Below are 19,491 nucleotides of genomic sequence, written 5' to 3'. Positions count from 1 at the left end.
GATTAACCGACGATGCCGGACCGCTCCACGCTTTCGACGAAATGCTTCTGCAGCAGCAAGTAGAAAATGACGATGGGGATGATCACCAGCACCGTTCCGGCGTTCAAGCGAATCGAGGTCAGCATATAATCCGGGGAATTTCCGGCAAGCAGACCCGGCAAAGCCGCAAGCTGCATCGATAAGACTTTGGTTTCGGTCAGATACATGGACACATAGAACGAATCATTGTACTGCCAGACGAATGAGAACAGCACAACGGTAACGATGGCGGGGAGCGCATTGGGCAGCATCACCCGGTAAAATGTCTTGAATACCCCTGCTCCGTCCACCAGGGCGGCTTCTTCAAGCTCATTCGGAAGCGATCGGAAAAACTGCCGGAAGATATAAATGTACAATCCGTTTTTTTAGTCCTGTAGCCGTAATGGATGACAGGATGAACGGCCACTTGCTGTCCAGCAGGTTGACCCCCGGTCTGCCGGTTACAAGCTCCACTAGACCGAAGAGGTCAAAATACCGGAAGTGCAAATACGTGGGGATCATGACCGTTTGAGGCGGAACGATGATCGTGAAAATGACGAGAAAAAACAGGATGCCCTGGCCCTTATATTTCAAGCGGGCAAAGCCGTACCCGGCCAGCGCGCACGAAGCCGTTTGCAGGAGCGCGGCCATGGCCGATATGCCAATCGTGTTGAGCAGCGCATCCCAATATTTCATCTTCTCGATGACAAACCACATGTTGTCGAGTGTCGCGTGCTTTGGAAACCAAATGATCGTTTGATCATAAATGTCTTCCTTCCCCCGCAGCCCAAGCGAAACTTTCAACAGGATCGGATACAGGATAACATAACCGATTCCCGTAAGCAGGACAGCGCGAAACACCTTCCATGACCATGCCTTTATCCTTGCAACTTTCAGTGCGGACATGTGCAACCTCCTTGCATTCCGGGGTCCCGGATTCCTTTTTTCGAGTGACCGACCCCTTGTACGAACCGATTAAGCATCGTAATAAAACGCCTTTCTTGATAAGAAGGCCGCAATCAATAACACCATGAGGGCAATCACGCCGAAATAGATCCACGACATGGCCGCGCCCAAGCCGAACTCGAACAGTTTAAACGAGGTTTCTTTAAGCAAATGGGTCATTCGGCTGTTCAGAAACGAGTCGATGATGGTGTAAATCGTATTTGTCAGGATCAGCGGAGTCATCATGGGAAAAGTAATCTTCCAAAAGTTCTCATATCCGGTAGCCCCCTCGATTCGCGATGCCTCGTACAAAGAAGGAGAAATCGATTGGAGTCCCGCCAGGAAAATAAGGATTTGCACCCCGGACGAGCTGATAATGTCATAGATCCGGGACACCGCATCCGCCAAATAGTTGACGATCAGGGGATTCAGGCCCATATCATATAGAAAATACTTCAACTGGAAGTTGCTCAGCGTACCGGAGCTTCCTTCTCCGCCCGAAAGCGTCGCGCCGATCGCCTGAGACATCGTGTCCGCCCAGCCCAGACTGGAGATGACCCCGGTGGAGACGATGACCGGCAGGAAAAAAAATCATGCGGGCCAACGCACGGCCGCGGAACTTCTGATTCAGTATCGTGGCGACGAACAAGCTGAAGAAAATAATGAGCGGCACATTCACGATCATCCCCACGACCGATTCGGTCAGCACGCGGTTGAACGAGGCATGAACATAGAAGGCGTGCTTGAAATTGCCGGCGCCCACGAAGTCCAGCTCCAACCCGCCTTCTCCCAGCTTGAGGCTGTGAAAGCTGTATTGCAGCGATTGAAGCAAAGGAACGGCGAACAGAAAAATGAAGCCGATCAGCCACGGCAGCGTAAACAATATTCCCATCAACGCTTTCTTGCGCGATAAGGTGAACTGAAACCGGCGCATGTTATGTTCCTCCAATCCAATAGCTTTCAGCTTCCACGGTGATGTCCTTCATAGTAACCGGTTTGTCATTATAATTGACGATGATCGCAGTTCCGTCCTCGTACACGGTCCGATATACGCCCTCGGCAAGCCGTTCATGCTTGTCGATCGTCAGATGCCGGACCGGCCGCAAAACTTCGTTTACTTCTTCGAACGCCTTGACGGCTTCATCAAACCAATCGGCATAATGATTGGCGTAGAATAGACGTCCCTCGGAAGACGATAATTCCGGAGGCAGTTTCGCGGTCCATCGATAGTAGACATTGGTTCCCGTCTCGATCGCCTTCAAAATGTTGGCGCGACTGAATTGATCGTCCGCCTGATTGAACGGCTTGCCGGCGATGTCGGCATAACCGTGCAGGACAAGCTGATAAAACGGCACCGTTTCATCTTCAATGTTGAAGCCGTTGGCGCTTGCGGGGGCGTTCACGATCGTTTTCGCGTAGGGCAGCGAATAGGCGTTGCCTCCGCTCACCATCAAATCGGGAAACGCCTCAGCCAGCTCCGCAAACTGCCACTCGGCTATGATCCGGCTCTGCTCCCGGTTGACCGGCTTCTGGTCATCGAAATCCGAGTAAAGTACATCGCCCAGGTCGCGAAGGGATAATCCGCGGATGCCAAGCGGTTTGGCATCCGCAACAAAACCGTCGATAACGGCCGGAAGCCGGACCGGAGACAACGGGTAATGAGAGAACATTTCCGCAAACATTAAAAAAAGTCGGCATATCCACGTCGAACTGACGGGCTGTCTTTTGAGACATGCCCTTGATAGCATCACGAGAAGACCGGAACCCCGATCCGTTCTCATAAACATTCAAGAACGCCGCATCGGGATAAAAACCGATATCCTGACTGCGCAAAAACTCTTCGAACCGCCTGAATGACTTCTCCCCTCCGACCGCTTGATCCAGGCTGATTCGCGATGCGGAGCTATGATTGACTCCCCCGTTGAACCAGCCGGTATAACGCAGCTTGATCCTATTCACCCGATGTTCCTTCAACTGTTCGACCAAATCCTTCGCTTGACCATAGGTCGTCAACGGCACGATGGTATCATAGGGGACGCCCAGCAAGGATTTGCGGGTTTCGGCGCCTCCGACAAGCTCCAGTATGAAAGGGACATCCTTCCCCGCTTCAAGCTTCCGTAAATCGTACTTATCCGCCAAATAACCGCGGTATAACTTCGCCATCCCCGAATAATCGGCATCTTCGCCCCCAAGGAAACCATATCGGACCACGATGTCGCCCGAGTAAGGCTTCTTCTGATGAACGGGATTCGAGCTCGTCACCGATCCGCCTATAATGACGACACGATCCTTGCTGGTTAAGGTAAACACCGGAGACGCATAATTGTACGTGTTCAGCCTTCCGCTCACATCGGCTTTGATGGAAGCGATTCCATCTCCCTTCTCGATGATCCCGAGCCATGCAGCCCCGCCAAGCTTTAATCCGAAAACGGGCAGCCGCACCGGCTCGTTGTCCGCCAGCCTCTCATCTGCCGTAATGGAACGGTCTTCGCCATAAACCGAAGCATGGTAAGCCGGCTCGATCGTCTTTCCATTGTTCAAGCGGATTAGCGCCCCCGATCCGTCCGGAACGAGCATGTAGCCGGATTCCGAGGAATCGGCCGCCCCAAAAAATTCTAGCAGCGTGATCGTGTGAATCGGTGCCGTTCCGGTCTGTTTTATCGCGGCGGCGTCCACGCGGACCGCCAGCTGATCCTGCTCCAGACGAATTTCAACCGGTATCGCAAATTGGGCATGGTCCGGCCTGATTTCGTTATCCAAGCCGTTTTCTGCATTGTCGTAGGCCAGGTCCTCTTCCCCGTAGCCGACTTGATCCAGGATGTCCAGCACCGTCCCCACGGCAAGTTCCGACATTTCCCTTCTAGCGAATACCTCGCGTTCGGGATCGTATTTGAAACGTTTCTTGATGTCTTTCACCGCTTTGGGATCGGATAACGGCTTCACGATCTTCTCTTCAAAGCGCTCCTTCGAAATCAGCTTCGGAATGGATTCGATTCCGCGGGCGATTTCACCGACCGTATACGTTACCCGAAAGCCGCTCTCGATCGCTTCCGTTTTGAACTGTCCGAGCTCAACGCTGTCCGAATAGCTGTCAAGCTCCTGCTCTTGTCCCGAACTCGTCAAATAGGACAAGGAAAACAAGGCCGACAATCGTTTCTTGTTTCTTCCGGCAGCGATCGTATCCTCTCCGCGGTTTGGCGGATTGGAATACCACAGCTTGCCGCTCGGTTTGTGCCTGACGGCGAATTCGGTCGTATTTCGGTTCATGTACAGCGTCAATTGTTCGCTCTCCGCCGCTTTTTCCATGCCGGGCGGCACTTTCCCCTTTTCTTCCGTCCAGGGCGTCTTTGCCTTGTCGCTTGCCATCGCCGCCATACTTTCGTTCAGGCGGCTTTCCGCTTCGCTGATGACGGCCGCCGGATCGGCAGAGCCGGGCGGCAGCGTCATCCATATTGCGGCAGCGAGGAGCAGCAGCGCTGCGGCTGCCGCAGGCAGGGCCAACCGTTTTCCCGAAATTCTCACGGCTCCTCCCCCTTTTTTACAACCATAGTGTAAGTTCCTGATATACCGTCGACGCGAAAATGGCTAACTGCTGAATCAGGCTGAACAGCAGCAGCGCCAGAAATATAATGATGCCGATCACGATGACCGTTAAAATCATCGTAATCACCGTTTTGAACGGCGTGTATTGGTGCACCGTCATCGTGGCTGCGAACAGCAGCCCGACAAACCACAGCATGCCAACCGTTTCGAGAAGCGCATAAAATGCAAACTCCTGCCGGGTGATGACCCAGCTGAGCGCCAGCTGCGGCACATATACAATCAGCAGCGGCATCATGGCATAGCCGCTCGCGATCACAATCTCGCGGAACTTGCCTTCGCCGTCCATCAGGGTGGTGAGGAACCAATTGGCTATGCACCAGACGAAAAACGGGATGACGATGAAAGCCAACTCCTTCAAGCTGTTCATTTCGTCGATTTCCGGCTCGGATACGATATAACCGGAGTAAAAAGCCTTGAGCACAAACAGGAAACCGGCCAGCCCGACGATGGATAGCGCCATCCACAACTTCCCTTTTCCCTCATATTTCAATTCCCAGAACATTTTGAAGGGCCTCACCGTCGTGACAAAAGCCGTGCGAACCGGACCGTAATCGTCCGTAGCCGTTCTTGGCATCCATCTTCTGCTTGCCGCAATGATAGCTGCGAGAGCTGCTAATCCGACAAATAAATAGGTGAAATTATTCCATAAAAATGTCTTCCGGTATCCTTCAAACGCCTTGGAATAATAGGTACGCGAATCTCCAAGCTTAAAGCTGGCCATCGCCGTTTCGTATTCCCCCTGTTCCAAGTGGGACCTGCCGATGCCGACATGCGCGAGCTCCAAGTTGTTATTAAGCTTGTTCACTTCGCCCCATAAACGCGCAGCCTCCTCTTCTTTGCCGTGGTAGTAGGAGGCTGCCGCGTCAAGAAGCAACGAACCGTATCTTGTCGGCTTGAACAGAGTAAGCCTATTCAGCGCTCGGTCCAGCACGACAACGTTTCGCCCCAACCATTCCACTTCGACGGGAGCCCGGAACGTTCCGGCCCGGTCACCGATTTGACCAAACTGGAACAGCAAGTTGCCGTCATGATCGTAGGCGAATATCCTCCCTCGCTTGGAATCCAGGGCCAAGTAAACGCCGTTGTCGTCCACGGTTATCGAAGTCATCGTTGAGCTGCCCCGAAAGCTGCCCATTTTGGTCACCCGCAGATCGCCCATGACCGGCATCGGCCCATCCTGCCGCAGCACGTCGATGCCCGAAGGATTCAAGCGTTTGACTTGTTCCATGGATAAACTGTTTTCTGTGGCCGTCGCATAGATAAACTGCTCGCCGTCGATCGCCAGATTATTGAATTCGATCGGAACGAAGAGCGCCATCTGCTGACGCTGCGCTTCCGTAGAAATTTGCTTCCAGAACAACTCGGCAGCCGTAAAGCGGACGGGATTTTTACCGAAAAAGCCGGTAAACCCTCCCTTAGCGTCAAACTCGACGATCCCGTCAAAAACCCCTTGGCTGATCACGAACAGGCGTTTGGCATGATCAAGCGCCAGTTTCGTCGGCACGAATTTAAAATCCTTTCGGATTACGTCAGACTTGGGAGGCCCGATCAGCCTGACGAATTCGTCCCGCTCATTCAGCTCCACCACGCGCGCATGGTTCGTATCGGCCACATAAAGATGGCCGTCTTTGTCGACAAATACGCCTTTCGGGCCGTTGAACGCATCCCGCTTGCCTTCCCGGCGAAACGAATCGATAATGCGAACAAGCTGCCAATCGCCGTTCAGGATCACGATGCGGTTGTTGCCGGTATCGGCAACATAGATATGCCGGTCCGCAGAAACAAACACGTCCTCCGGATTGTTGAACGCACCCGCCGAAACGTCCCCGCCATAGATTGTTTTTACCGGCAGGTATGGCAGAGGGGCCGGAACAGCCTCTCCGGTCGAGGAATAGTTATAGCCGAAATAAGGGGCCGCGGCGGCTGAAGCGGTCGAGCCTGCGACGGAAATGGCAAGCAAGACGATGAAGGTCGTCCATAAGCGTTTCATTCTCTCGCCCCCCTCTAATCCTTCATGCCGGAAGTCGACATCGTTTGGATGACGTTGCTCTGCGAAATGATGAAGATCGCAATCGGAACCGAGATCATTAACAATGAAGCCGCCATCGAAGGTCCCGTTCGCACGATACCGCCCGCCAATATTTGATCTAGCGCATAATCGATCGTTTTGAGCTGCTCGCTGTAGATATATATTTTGCCGGTGCCGCCAGAACCCCAAAGCCCCTGAAAGGAAAAGATGATCAACGTCAGCCATGCCGGCTTGACGATCGGCATGGCGATGCCCCAGAATATCCGGTACTCGCTGCAGCCGTCGATACGGGCCGCCTCAAGCAAAGTATCCGGCACCATCTGCTCCATGAATTGCTTCATAAGAAACAGGCCGAGCGATGAGCCGAGCGCAGGAATGATGACGGCCCAGTAGGTGTCGAGCAGTCCCAGCCAGGACATCGTCATGTAATTGGGAATGGCCGTGACATGGCCGGAAAACATCAGGGACAGCACAACGATCGTAAACAGGGTGCTTCGTCCCCGAAACTTTCGTTTGGCGAGCGGATATGCCGCCATGGACGCCAGCATGACATGGCCCGCGGTTCCAACAACGGCAATGAATATCGTGTTGAAGATGTAACGCGTATACGGCACCCAGAAAGAAGACATTAAATGATACAAGGTTACGAAGTTATCCAGGGTCGGATAACGTACAAAGAATTTTGGAGGGAATAGAAAAATTTCATCCAACGGCTTGAAAGCGTTGCTGATGACGAACACCAGCGGCATTGCCATGAATACGCCGGCCGACGCCAAGACCACAAACAACAGCAGGTCGACAATCCGTGAACGGTTCCGTATCCTTTTACGATGCAAGCGTATCGTTGCCACCTTATTCACCCACCTTCCTCAGAAGCTTTTGGACGAGCAGGTTGGAACCGAGCATGATGACAAAAAGGACCGTGGCAATGGCCGACGCGTAGCCCATTTCGTAACGAATGCCGCCAAAGTCGTCCAGGTGGGTGACAATGGTATGGCCCGCATACTGAATGCTCGGAAAACCGGCAATTTGCGTGGACACCTCGGCAATCGCAAACGACGCCGTAATTTGGATCACCGCGCCGAACATCAGCTGCGGCCGCATGGACGGCAGCGTGATGTACCACAGTTCCTGCCAACGGTTGCGGATGCCGTCGATCGCGCCGGCTTCGAACAGCGTTTTGTCCAGTCCCTGCAAGCCCGCGATGAAAGCCAGAAAGCTCGTTCCGAGGCTCAACCAGAGCTGCACAAGTATCAATATGATCAAGATGTATTTCGGACTTGAGAGCCAAAGGATCGGCTCGAGAATGATGCGGTTTTCCATCAAGAAGGCGTTCACATAGCCATAAGAATCGTTTGCAAACAGAAGCTTCCATACGATGAAGGCATTGCCCGACAATGACGGGGCATAGAATACGAGCGTGACGAACGCGCGGATTTTCGGCGACATTTCATTGATCAGCCAGGCCAGGACGAAACAGGCGATGTAGCTGATCGGACCGGTGATCGTCGCCAGCAAAATCGTGTTTTTGACGGCGATCAAAAAATACTTCATCCGTTATAAACAAGCGCGCATAATTGCTTAAACCCACCCAATTCGGAAACTCCAGCATGTTGAAATCCGTCAGGCTGAGCGTTAATGACATGACGACGGGCAGGACCGTAAACGTGAAAAAGATGATAAAGTACGGCGCCAGCATGAAGTAATCCTGCCGGTTCGCTCGAAGCTCGCGTAACCACCTGCCCGCGCGGGGCTTTCGTTCCGGTGCAAGCCCCCCTGCCGCCGTCCCCGGTTGTTTATTCAGGACGCCTATGTCGCCCCCTCCTCTCTAGTCTGTCGGCAATTGAAACTCGCGGCGTTTCACCGTTATTTCCTGATTGATGGTCCGGACGTAATCTTTTAACGTTTCGCGCGGGTTGGCGCCTTCGTTCAGCACCTTGAAAAACGCGTTGTTCAAATGGCGCTGCGTGAAATATCCGCCGGGTACGTCAGGAACCCCTCTTACCCATTCCAACTGCTGAATCAGTTGCCGGTAATCCTTCTCCGGCCACGGAAGCTCCCGCAGCGCTTCCAGATTTGCCGTCGGGTATCGGGCGGCCGCCCCCATCAGGGCTTCCATTTCGCGGCCGTACGTCAGCTGAGCCTCTTTGCCGGTCCACCAATCGATAAATGCCCAGGCATTTTCCTTGTTTTTCGCCGTCTTGAACATAACGGAACCCAGCGTGACGGAGGTTGCCTCGCGATGAATGTTCCCATCCGGGCCTTTCATGCCCGGAACCGGAATAAACTCCCACAGTCCGCGAATTTCCGGGGCAAAGACAGCCAGTGAATTATATGTAGTGTAATCCGCGATCCCGACAGGCATCTCGCCGATCCGGAAACGGTTGATGAAATCGAACTGCTGCGGCGCCTTGTAATTCGTGTACAGATCCGTCCACCGCTTAAATGCCGACAAGGCCTCCTCCGCGTCGAGCGCCGATGACTTGCCGCCATCCTTATAATAGGAACCGCCGTTTTGGTACAGCAAAACGTCCATCGTCAAATTGGGCGTCAGGGCAATGTTCATCTGCCGTTTGTTCAGCACCGGAATCAATGCGTACAGATCTTCCCAGGTCTGGGGAGGTTTTACGCCGATTTCTTCCAAAATATCCTTGCGGTAGAACAACATCGGAAAGGTTTGCTGCTCCGGAATGGCATAAGTGCCCCCTTCGTACTCGAACGGCACGAACGCACTGTCCATGAAACGTTTTTTTCACTTCCGGGAACGTATCGAATACGGACAAATCCTGAAGGGCATTCCGCATGGCAAAGTTGACGACATTGCTGGATTGGAGCGCCACATCCGGTCCCGACCCCGCCAGCGTAGCCGGAAGCAGGACCGCCGGGTCAACCAGCTGAACGTGGACGGGGATGCCGGTCTGCGGCGTAAACGAGGTATCGATCATCGTTTTGACCAGCTGGGCCTGATCCCTGCCTCCCGTAATCCATACCTCGACGGCTTCTTCGCTGCGTTCGGCCGTCCCGACGCTGCCGTAGTCTACGAAAAAGGACGTGCCGAACGATTTGATCCCGTGGCCCGCGTTCGCTAGCCAAGATACGTCAGGTTTCGGAAGAGAGTGATTCTCCGAGGCAATGACGAGATAATCGATTTCGAGCGGCTGCTCCTTCGCCGTCAGCATCCATGTCCCTAAAGCGACAATATTGGATTTGAAAGCTTCCAGTCGCTTTACGATCGATTCCGGGTTGGCAGCCAGGTCATCCAGCTGGAAAGCCGTCGTGTTCAGAACGGCGGTACGTTCGCTTTTTCCGCCGGATAACTGCTCCATTCCGGCAATGACGCCGTGCAGCTGCCTGCTCTGCTCCTGAAACACCTGCTGCAGTTCAGGGATCTGTTTTTGCAGTTCATAGTCCCGGTACGGATCCGGGGAAGCTCCGGTGATCATGATGATTTTGCGGTACAACTGGTTTAATTCCAATATGGTCGTTTCGACGCCGGCTAGAAGCGGCGTCATTTCGCCGAGCGTGACCTCGAGCGTCAGCCGGTGCTTGCCCTTGGTCAGGTAAAACAAATACGGCTCGTTATCCTTACTGCCGGGCTGCAGCATTTGCCAATCTCCTCCCGGCTTGAAGGATACCTTATTGGCTTCCGCGAAAGGCACCTGGCCGTCAATGGTCAGCTTTCGCGTGACTTCAAGCGATTGGACCAAGTTCTGCCTATATTTGATGCCCATCTTGTAGAGGCCGTCTTCCGGCGCTTCGAACATCCAAGTGATGGATTGTCCGGGGATTCGCCAGTTATTTCCGCCGATCGTATTCAACCGGATGTTTCGCAGATCATAGGGTTCGGTGGCGGGGCCCGACCGGTCTGCCAGCGGATAAAGCGTAGGACTCGACTTGAAGTCGGCGTCTTCCCCCTGAATTTTGATCATCGCGCCCGGCGGGCTTTCATGACCTTTTTGCTTGTAAAGCTCCCGTTGCTCTTCATACGAAAGCACCTTCCGGACCGGCTGCAGTTCCAGATGATCGATCAGCATCGGTTCGCGCACCGATTTCATCGTGATCGTATGCTTTCCCTTTGAAAAATAAAAACGGAACGGTTCATCGTAATAGCCGTCCATATCCGTCAGTACAAGCTCCTGCCAAGACGGGATCTCCACCTGGGATGGCCTGAGATCGTTTCCCTGGGCATCTTGGCGGATCGCATCGCTCTTACTCCCCCATATTCGCGGGAAGAGAAGTCTATCCGCTTCAGCAAACGGCGTCTTCCCATCGATGAGCAGCGACCGCTCGATCGCTTCGCTCCTTCCTTCTACGGGATAATACCGAACCGATATGTTATACAACCCGCCGTGTTTGACATCGACCTCCCAAGTGATGTCCCCTGCCTCATCGGATAGAACGGCGGAACCGTCCGCTCCCTCATAAGCTATCGGCTTAACAGGCTGATTCCGTCCGGCCAAATGACGCTCCGCTTCAACCCGGATATGGACGGCGGGAAGTTCCGCCCGGGCATGACGTTCGAGATAACGGGCGTAACCTTTTTCATCTGCGGCGGCGATGAACCCGGAGACCGCTCTCCCCTGCCCATGCGTTTCCGATTGCGATGAAGATTGGCCTCCGGACATCATATAGAACGCAACGGCAATGAACCCTACGGCCGCGCATACGATGAGCTTGATGCGCTGCCTTGTATCGAATCTGTTGCTCATCCGCATCTCCCCTCTTGATCTTCCGGCGGCATGGGAGATCGCTATGGATCGATCCCCTATGCCGCCGGCTTCACTTGCACAAAATTTTACTTTTGAGCTGCGTTCAGAAGCCCTTCCAACACCGGGCGTAAACTCTTCATGGCTGTTTCCGGAGTCTCCTTGCCCGCAATGATGTTGTCCCATGCTCCGCTGATTTTCGGCCCGAAATCCGGGATGCCGTCATAATCTTTCGATTTCATGAATTTTCCCATCTCCATATAATTCCGGAGGCTCTTTTCATCGGCAAACTGCTGCTCAACCCATTCGTCCACTTCGCCTTCGGGAGCCATGTACCCGAACAGGTACTCCACGTATACGCGAACGGCATCCGGGTTGGCTCCTTTCGGGACAAACCATAGCGATAGGGAGGTGACGTTGGAATGTTCGGTCGCTTTCGGGCCTTTCGGAATAAAGACGAATCCGTAATCTTTGCCCAAATGCTCCTGAATGCCCCCGCCTTCCCAGCCTTCGCCGTAACGCAGGGCAATGTTTCCTTCATTGAACGAGGTAATATAATCGTCCCAACTGCCGGATTGGTTCGGCTTGACTATCTTGTGGACATTGCTCAAATCGCTTATAAAGTGAAGCGCTTCCATGGCATTCTCGCTATCACCGTCAAAAGTCAGCTTGCCATCAACCAGTTTGGTTACATCCGCGTTATTGGAGGCGATAAATGCCGGAACAAAGTTAGAGGAATTGATCGCCAAGCCGTATTGATCCAGCTTCCCGTCCCCGTTCGTATCCTTCGTCGCTTTTTTCGCTATATCGAGGAAGGCATCCCAGGTCCATTCGCCTTTCTCTTGAAGTTCCTGAGGGTCGGGAAGACCTTCATTTTTCAGAATCTTCTTGTTGTAATAGATGCCTCCTCCGCCTCCGAAAGAAGTCGCAAAGCCGTATATTTTACCGTCAAACCCGCCTAGTTCAGGGAGATTCTCCGGCCATCTGCCGCTATCGAGATCCAAAATATCATCCACCGGCTGAAGGAAATCTTTCTGCACCATCGTCGGAATCGCCCGGTACCGGTCAAGCAGGAAAACGTCCGCTATCGGCTCCCCGGCAATGATCGAGGCAGTCACTTTATCTTGGATGCCGTCCCAAGGTATCTGTTCAAATTGAAACTTCGTGTTGTATTTTTTTCTCCAGCTCCTTCTCTAGCTCAATTCGTTTCTCGCCCGCTTCGGTTCCTTCCTCGCCTCCTGCATAACCCCAAGAGACGACGCGAACCGGCTTGCCCTTCATATCAATCGCCGCTTTCGGCTCGGGATCGGGTTCCTTTTCTTCGTCGGTCTTTGGTTTGGGCTCTGGTTCCTTGACGGATGTATTGGGCTCCGGTTCGCCGGCAGGTTCTTTGCTGCCGCCACCGCAAGCCGTTAACAAAAGGACGAATGCCAATAAAATCGAGAACAATGGCATCCACTTTTTTTCTTTGAACATTACACAAGCCCCTCTCTTTGATTAGAATACTTGCTTCCGTTTGACTCTTGGCAAGCCCCCAGTTTGGTTCGAAAAAAAGCTGCCCATCACCCCCCTCAAAAGAAAGCGTTTTCAAAATTTGCACAAATAAATTTTTTTTCATGCCAAGGTGAATCAATTTCATAATACCTTTAGCTGTTTCAATCAAGACTATATATAGACCAAAACAATTTAATTTTTCTCTATATAGTTTCAATTTTATCGTTTTCATGAGTTGTGAAATTGATTCAGGTATAAAAAGATTATCCGCAGCAGCCCGCGCCGGTCACTGTTTTCTTTTGTTTACCACTTATTTTCCAGGTATCGGTGTGAAATATATTATAGCATTTGCCATTTCATCATCATTACACTTTCGTGTGAAGTTGTTGGATTATCGTACAGTTGCGATCGTTCGGTTTCCCGTCTTGAGCTTGTCTCCAAGGCGTTTGCAGCTTGGGCTGTCAAGAAATTTGTTACTCCGGCCGAGAAGATAGGCCGTTTCACAAGCCATGTTCAAAAGTTCCGTACGGCAATTTCCTCCTATTTATCGCTAACCGATCATGAAATAGAGGGGACCTCCCAAAGGTCAATTGGCCCTGGACGTCCCCTCTATTTGCTGAACGAGAGCCGCCCTTTTCAGGAAACGACCCTCGTCGGCTAAATAATATGTTTAACATGAGTCTGTTTAATAAATTGATGAAACCAGTCGTACAGCTGCCGGATCTACCCTAGCTGTCCGCTCTGAGCGGTTTCCGGGGTTCCCCGCGTAAACAGCTTGACAGCTACGCTTGGTTTCGGTTCACCCTCGAACCTGCAGTTGAATGATACCGTCTGCCCGCCCTTTTTTAACATTGGAGGTTCCGACACAGCCTCCACCATTTTAACAAGATTCCAGTTCGAGTCGAATATACGTCCGATTCGGTCTCCTTCACAGACCAGATACTGGCCCGCTTCAACTTCCGTCTCGAACGTCATATAACTGCCGTTCATGTAGAACGTCGGCCGCTTGACCAGTCCCCGCATGTTGCCATAGGACGGCTCTACGCGCATGGAGAACCGCAAGCGCTGTTCCCCATGGCGGTTGTAGAACCCCCAATCCGCCCCGCCCGGTTGTCCGGGCTGCTGTTCTACCGGACTGCAAATGAATGGTTGCGAGATATCAACCGGATACAGCATCCAACGGTCTTCGCCCGCCGGCTCCAAATGCCAATCTCCAGCAGGATCTTTCATCCGTTCCCGCTGTTCAGGATTAAACGCCCGAGCCCTTCTCGCCTGCTCCCACTCGCGAACGACAGCGAGCAGCTCGCCGGCATTGCCGTTGCGCTTCAACACCGCCATATCGGCAACCAAGGCGATTCCGGCATCGAACCCTGCCGCTTTTGACAGAACCCATTCAATCTCATCCGGCATCGTCGCTTCAAATTTGTCTGATGCGGATCGAATCAAAAACCAGCCAAGCATAGCAGGGATGAAGTTGCGGGCGAAATAGCGCTGATTATGCAGGCGAAGATCCAATTGGCCCTCGCGCGTGGCAGCCCCCCATGGCTCCCCCCAATTAAAACGGGTATGCACATGCCAGGCATAATTGCTCACAACGATGCTGGCATCGTTGATGACTTCGCGATCCCATCCATCATAACAACGCTTGATAAACCGGTTTACGGCATAACCTTCATGACCTGTCGCATACACCCCCTCCAGTCCGTCGAACGAAATTTGCCGTAAGCCCGTTGACCGGAACAATTCACCCAATCGATCGCAGTACACGTCTTGCAGTTCTATATTCGGGAAAAACACATCGTATGGATGGTCCCACAGCCTTCCGACGATCGTCCCAGTCCCGTGCGAAGACGCCGTCGTGCCGTTTACGCCTCGACGGCAGCCCAGAAGCCGCCATGGCGCACGCTCTGTCACTGAGTCATACTCAACCAGCTCGTCACCAATCACAATCGTCCTACGGAATAATTGAAGGCAGAAAGGCCGCGGATCCTCCACTTCAATCTCCACATCGCCGGCTTCGGCTGGAGCTGTCAGCTTCGCGCTTCCCGCCAATTGCAGACGCAAATCCGGCTTAGGCGTTACATAAGGATCGTTCAGGGTGGTAAAATTAGTGAGCGTATGAACACCTACGATCACACCCTCTCGCTGCGCTTCTTCCACGCAAGCTTTCAAACCCGCATCCCCGTTCGGAAACGAGGCTTTCTTTAATTCAAAATGACCCCAATTTCCAAACGGATCAGGATGATACAAGCCTTTTAGCCCGGATTGCTTCGCAAAAGCAATAGCTTCCACTATGGTTGATTCGGAAAAGTCGGTGATCAAGTATGATTGCTTCGCATCCGGCGATAATTTCGCCCAGACGCCGTCAATCGTTGGATGAGGCAGATTTTCGCCAATTTCTATCGACTCGATGGTCTCCAAAACATGCCCTGCAGGACAACCGAACAGCGCAATCTTCGTCCCTGTCAACAGGGCATCCGGCCCCGACAATGCCATGACCGGGATATCAGGCGTCCCCCAGACCGTTCTTCTCTCATCCTTTGTCCGATTTCTTGAATAAGCCTGCAGCAAACTGCCATCAGGAGTCGGCCACGCCGCGCTGACATCATAGCCTACCTTGGCATCCGGATAAGGATGTTCAGAAATTGCGTTTAAACTTAAATCAACCGGGAATCCGCCTATCGTTTTTTCATTGAGCGCCTGGATGCCGATTGCATAATCCCCGTCAAGAACGACGCCAACCGACTCCCCAATCGATTCGGCCATACTCGTCTCATAAGGTCCCCACAGCAAAACATCCGGTTCGTCGCCCGTAATTCGGACAACCTCAAATGTCAGATAGCTTTCCTGCACCTTGGAAGCCACTTCAATGCGTATTTCGCTATTCATAAAATCGAAAATCATGATGCCGGTATGCTCGCTATAGGTGACGCATTCCGGCTCTTCGATATGACCGTCTACGGCAATGCGTATAAAAGGGGAGCATTCCTCACCGGAAATATACGATTTCCCCGTAGCAGCACATAGTAAATCGGATAATCGGCTATGATCGTCTATTCGCACTTCCAGATTCTTCGTGCAAAATTGAATCATCCTTCACCTGCTCCTTATTTTTTCAAATTCTCGTCATATACGCGCTGTGCTTCTTCCAGCACACTATCTCCGCCCATGGTTCTCCATTCGGAAACAAATTTATCGAACTCGTCAAGCGATTTCCGTCCCGCAATAAAATCGATGTAGTTTTGGAGCGTAAACTGCGACAATTTGTCCTTATTTTCATTAAAGACCGGCTTGTTGAACGGGGCCAAAATGTCAATATTGCGCGTCCCTTTCGCCCTCGTGTCTTTCGCCAGCTGGCGCAAATCTTTATCTGTCGTATATGAGGTTTGAAAATCATAGTCATTGAACGAACCCGCCATTGAGTAGTTTCCCAATCCGGCACGCTTACGTTCTTTCTCGTCATCATAAGGCGCAATGAATTCGATGGTTCCCTTATCGTTTATCTGGTATGTCTTTCCTTTTTCTCCGAAGTTCAGCTTTTCATATATTTCGGGTTCGAACTGAGTGGCTTCAAACACCTGCAAGTATTTAATCAGCTTCTCGCGGTCATTCTCCAAATGCTTGCCAAACATGACGCCTGAAGCATAGCTCGGATGGTATTGGGACAGGCCGTATTTTCCTTCCGGACCCTTAACGCCCCCAGTAATAGCCCAATTGAAATCGGGATTCTTTTTCTTCAGCTTGTCGTACCATTGCTCCCCGCCAAGGAACGCATCGCCCGGCAGGAATGCCCACCAATAAAACTCGATCGCACCAATTTTTGTCGGTCAATACCTTATCTTCCACGTTATTGCTTTTATTGACCACGAATTCCGGGTCAATCAGCTCATTTTTATACCAACGGTTCAACACTTCCAGCGCTTGCTTCGCACCCGGCTCAATATCTCCCCGAACAATCCTGCCATTCTTTTCACGGAAAATACCCGGGTAAGCATCGTATGCACCGAATACCGAGCTGAACATTGAAGCAGCATTTTCAGCCGTAGCCGTAATGCCGTAAGTGTCCTTTTTGCCGTTTCCGTCCGGATCTCCGTTTCTGAAAGCTGTCAAGGCCGCTTCCATCTCTTCGATTGTCTCGGGTGTTTTTGTAATGCCTGCTTTTTTTAGCCAGTCTTCCCTAAAACCAAGCTGCATGCCGTCGATTCCGATATCCCAGAGCACCGGAAGCCCGTAGATCTTGCCGTCTCGTCGAACGAACTTGTACGGGTCATCGCCCAAATACCGTTTTAACCACTTGACATATCTCGGCATATGCTCTTCAATCAGTTCCTGTGGAATCTCAGCCGCTACTTCCTGCTGTAAAAATTTATCGTACTCCGAGAACGATGGTTCCTTCCACCAATCAGGAATGTCGCCAGAGGCGATCATCAGATTCAACTTCTCCGTGAACGTTTCGCGGGTAGCAGCCACGAATTCAACATCAATGTCGAATTTCTCCTTCACCGCTGTTATGCCGACCGAATTGAGTGCCCCATCGCCATTACCATCCAGATCCCAAAACGTCAGCTTTATCTTCTCGGATTCACCTTGCTCCACAGTTGTGTTATTGTTAGACTTCTCAGAAGATTCGTTCAAGGTGCTATTTGGGCCGCAACCGGCCAACAGTGAAAACGACACCAGAAATGCAACCATACCGGTCATCAATCGTTTATTTTTCATACACACCCTCCCCCATTTTCAATACAGGAATCCGGAAAGACGTTATTATCCTTTTACGGCCCCAACCAATACCCCTTTGACAAAATACTTTTGAATGAACGGATAGACAGCGATCATTGGAATAATCGAGAACATAATCACGGTTGCCTGAAGCCGCCTTCCGGAGAATTCGGTCTTGCTTCCTATATTTTGAATAACCGTGTTGATATCCGTCATGTTGTTCTGAATAACGATCTTGCGGAGCACGACCTGCAGCACCTGTTTATCCGGATCAGACATATAAATCATGCTGTCGAACCAGGCATTCCAATGCGCTACGCCAACCCATAAAGCGACAGTTGCCAGAACAGGTTTGGATAGCGGCAGCACGATTTGCGTGAAAATGCGGAGATATCCGGCCCCGTCGACTCTGGCGGACTCTTCAAGTTCCTCGGGGACCGCACGAAAGAAGTTACGCATGATAAGAACATTGAAAGTACCTACCATTCCTGGGATGACAAGCGCCCACACCGAGTTGTACAAACCCAGCTCTTTTATCAGCAGATAGTTTGGAATGGTGCCGCCGCCAAACAACATCGTAAAAAGAATGAACCCCGTAAAGATCCGGTTCCAAGGCAGGTCCTTTTTGGATAATGGATAGGCTGTCAACGACGTGAACAATACCGACAGCGCTACGCCGAGACAGGTACGAACCAACGTGTTCCAGTATCCTTGCCATAGTGCATCAAACTCAAAGGCCAGTTTATAGCTCTCGAAAGACAATTGCTGCGGGAGCAGTATGATACCCGAGGAGTAGGCTGCACTGTCCGCTCCGGCGCCATCCAGCGAAATAACGACTTGAGTCCAGAATGGATAAATCGTAGCAAACATGATGGCCGCAGCAATAATGTAAAGAAACACATCCACCACTTTGTCGCCGGCAGATTTTTTTTACGTTGATGATGTCAAACACCCCCCAAGCGTCTTTCCTCTACCATAGAGCATGGTCCCGGCCACCGATCATCTTCACCAGACGATTGACGCCTATAATCAAAATGAGAGCGATAATGGATTTGAACAGCCCTACGGCGGTAGCATAGCTGTAATTCATTTCAACCAGCCCTTTGCGGTATACATAGGTATCAATAATATCGGAGACATTCATTACCCTTGGATTATACATGTTGAATATCTGGTCAAATCCCGCATCCAGGATCCCGGACATCGACAAAATAAGCATGATCGCGATCACTGGCACAAGCATCGGAATCGAGATATAAAACATTCGCTTAAAACGCCCGGCACCATCGATAACGGCCGCTTCGTACATCTGTGGATCAATGCTTGAAATGGCTGCAAAATAGATGATAGAGCCCCAGCCGAAACCTTGAAAAATGCTGGTTAATACGAGAATCGACCGGAAATAGCGATCATCCGCCAAGAATAGTACCGGTTCCATTCCAAAAAACTGTATGATTGTATTTACGGGTCCCTCTAAAGAGAAGACCGTGAAAAAAAATGCCGGCCATAACTACCCATGAAATAAAATGCGGCAAGTAAGAGACGGTCTGGACCAGCTTCTTAAACCTTGCACTGGCAATTTCACTGAGCAGCAACGCGAAGAGGATGGGTACAGGGAAACCAAATATTAATTTATAAAGGCTGATGATCAGCGTGTTCTTCAATACAGTGAAAAAATAATCATCCGAAAACACCTTCATAAAAACATCAAATCCGACCCACGGACTGTCCAAAATCCCCTTCGTAATTTTGAATTCTTTAAACGCAAGCACGACACCGTACATAGGGAGATAGTGAAAAATAACGTAATAAAGAATTCCGGGAATCAACATCAGCAAGAGCACCCGATATTGCTTGACTTTGCGCCGTGTTTCAATCCTTAAGCCCAAGCCGCTCCGTGTTGACGGAGCCGTTTCCTCCATTGGTGTCCCCCCTTTATGTATGCGCATACATTTAAGATATTTTTGATTTTATCAC

The 19,491-nt window shown here is 51.5% G+C and carries 17 protein-coding genes and 1 pseudogene; all 18 read right to left on the bottom strand.

What is annotated here, in order from left to right; translation table 11 throughout:
* Positions 1-2: 2 nt before the first annotated feature.
* Entirely contained in the window at positions 3-395 is a 393-nt protein-coding gene (locus XI25_RS36530) for a carbohydrate ABC transporter permease (protein ID WP_327204850.1), read from the bottom strand.
* A complete protein-coding gene (locus tag XI25_RS36525) occupies positions 349-924 on the bottom strand; it encodes a hypothetical protein (RefSeq protein ID WP_327204849.1) in 576 nt (191 codons plus the stop codon). Before XI25_RS36525 ends, XI25_RS36530 begins: the two co-directional genes overlap by 47 nt.
* A 69-nt stretch (positions 925-993) precedes the next feature.
* A complete protein-coding gene (locus XI25_RS36520) occupies positions 994-1,491 on the bottom strand; it encodes a carbohydrate ABC transporter permease (protein ID WP_327204848.1) in 498 nt (165 codons plus the stop codon).
* Positions 1,403-1,897 carry a carbohydrate ABC transporter permease gene (locus tag XI25_RS36515; RefSeq protein ID WP_327204847.1) on the bottom strand — a complete coding sequence of 165 codons (495 nt, stop codon included), beginning with the start codon at positions 1,895-1,897 and terminating at the stop codon, positions 1,403-1,405. The genes XI25_RS36520 and XI25_RS36515 overlap by 89 nt, the downstream gene beginning before the upstream one ends.
* A 1-nt stretch (position 1,898) precedes the next feature.
* Complete coding sequence (locus XI25_RS35910; RefSeq protein ID WP_160308952.1) at positions 1,899-2,615, bottom strand: DUF5696 domain-containing protein; 717 nt, start codon at positions 2,613-2,615, stop codon at positions 1,899-1,901.
* Entirely contained in the window at positions 2,497-4,485 is a 1,989-nt protein-coding gene (locus tag XI25_RS35905) for a DUF5696 domain-containing protein (protein ID WP_046680578.1), read from the bottom strand. The genes XI25_RS35910 and XI25_RS35905 overlap by 119 nt, the downstream gene beginning before the upstream one ends.
* Positions 4,486-4,501: 16 nt before the next feature.
* Positions 4,502-6,556 (bottom strand): YIP1 family protein, encoded by a 2,055-nt coding sequence (locus XI25_RS23885; RefSeq protein ID WP_052759734.1) that lies wholly within the window; start codon positions 6,554-6,556, stop codon positions 4,502-4,504.
* A gap of 14 nt (positions 6,557-6,570) precedes the next feature.
* Positions 6,571-7,455, bottom strand: a complete 885-nt coding sequence (locus tag XI25_RS23880; RefSeq protein WP_235440148.1) for a carbohydrate ABC transporter permease — start codon at positions 7,453-7,455, stop codon at positions 6,571-6,573.
* Positions 7,448-8,399: pseudogene (locus XI25_RS23875) on the bottom strand (carbohydrate ABC transporter permease). The gene XI25_RS23880 and the pseudogene XI25_RS23875 overlap by 8 nt, the downstream one beginning before the upstream one ends.
* 24 nt (positions 8,400-8,423) lie before the next feature.
* Complete coding sequence (locus XI25_RS35230) at positions 8,424-9,335, bottom strand: ABC transporter substrate-binding protein (RefSeq protein WP_235440146.1); 912 nt, start codon at positions 9,333-9,335, stop codon at positions 8,424-8,426.
* Between the two features lie 2,055 nt (positions 9,336-11,390).
* A complete protein-coding gene (locus tag XI25_RS23865; RefSeq protein ID WP_046680576.1) occupies positions 11,391-12,419 on the bottom strand; it encodes an extracellular solute-binding protein in 1,029 nt (342 codons plus the stop codon).
* A 31-nt stretch (positions 12,420-12,450) separates the two neighbouring features.
* Positions 12,451-12,777 carry a hypothetical protein gene (locus tag XI25_RS23860; protein ID WP_046680575.1) on the bottom strand — a complete coding sequence of 109 codons (327 nt, stop codon included), beginning with the start codon at positions 12,775-12,777 and terminating at the stop codon, positions 12,451-12,453.
* A 741-nt stretch (positions 12,778-13,518) separates the two neighbouring features.
* Positions 13,519-15,888 carry a hypothetical protein gene (locus XI25_RS23855; RefSeq protein ID WP_052759733.1) on the bottom strand — a complete coding sequence of 790 codons (2,370 nt, stop codon included), beginning with the start codon at positions 15,886-15,888 and terminating at the stop codon, positions 13,519-13,521.
* Between the two features lie 14 nt (positions 15,889-15,902).
* A complete protein-coding gene (locus XI25_RS23850; protein WP_046680574.1) occupies positions 15,903-16,427 on the bottom strand; it encodes a hypothetical protein in 525 nt (174 codons plus the stop codon).
* Positions 16,428-16,485: 58 nt separating this feature from the next.
* Positions 16,486-17,514, bottom strand: a complete 1,029-nt coding sequence (locus XI25_RS23845; protein WP_046680573.1) for an extracellular solute-binding protein — start codon at positions 17,512-17,514, stop codon at positions 16,486-16,488.
* A gap of 45 nt (positions 17,515-17,559) precedes the next feature.
* Entirely contained in the window at positions 17,560-18,420 is an 861-nt protein-coding gene (locus XI25_RS23840; RefSeq protein WP_052759732.1) for a carbohydrate ABC transporter permease, read from the bottom strand.
* Positions 18,421-18,484: 64 nt separating this feature from the next.
* Positions 18,485-18,934, bottom strand: a complete 450-nt coding sequence (locus tag XI25_RS35225) for an ABC transporter permease subunit (protein ID WP_235440140.1) — start codon at positions 18,932-18,934, stop codon at positions 18,485-18,487.
* Positions 18,924-19,436 (bottom strand): hypothetical protein, encoded by a 513-nt coding sequence (locus tag XI25_RS35220; RefSeq protein ID WP_235440139.1) that lies wholly within the window; start codon positions 19,434-19,436, stop codon positions 18,924-18,926. Before XI25_RS35220 ends, XI25_RS35225 begins: the two co-directional genes overlap by 11 nt.
* Positions 19,437-19,491 lie beyond the last annotated feature (55 nt).

This window comes from Paenibacillus sp. DMB20, from assembly GCF_000987955.1.
GTDB lineage: Bacteria > Bacillota > Bacilli > Paenibacillales > Paenibacillaceae > Paenibacillus_AQ.
Note: the sequence above shows the minus strand (reverse complement) of the source record. Positions and strands in the feature narration are given on the sequence as shown.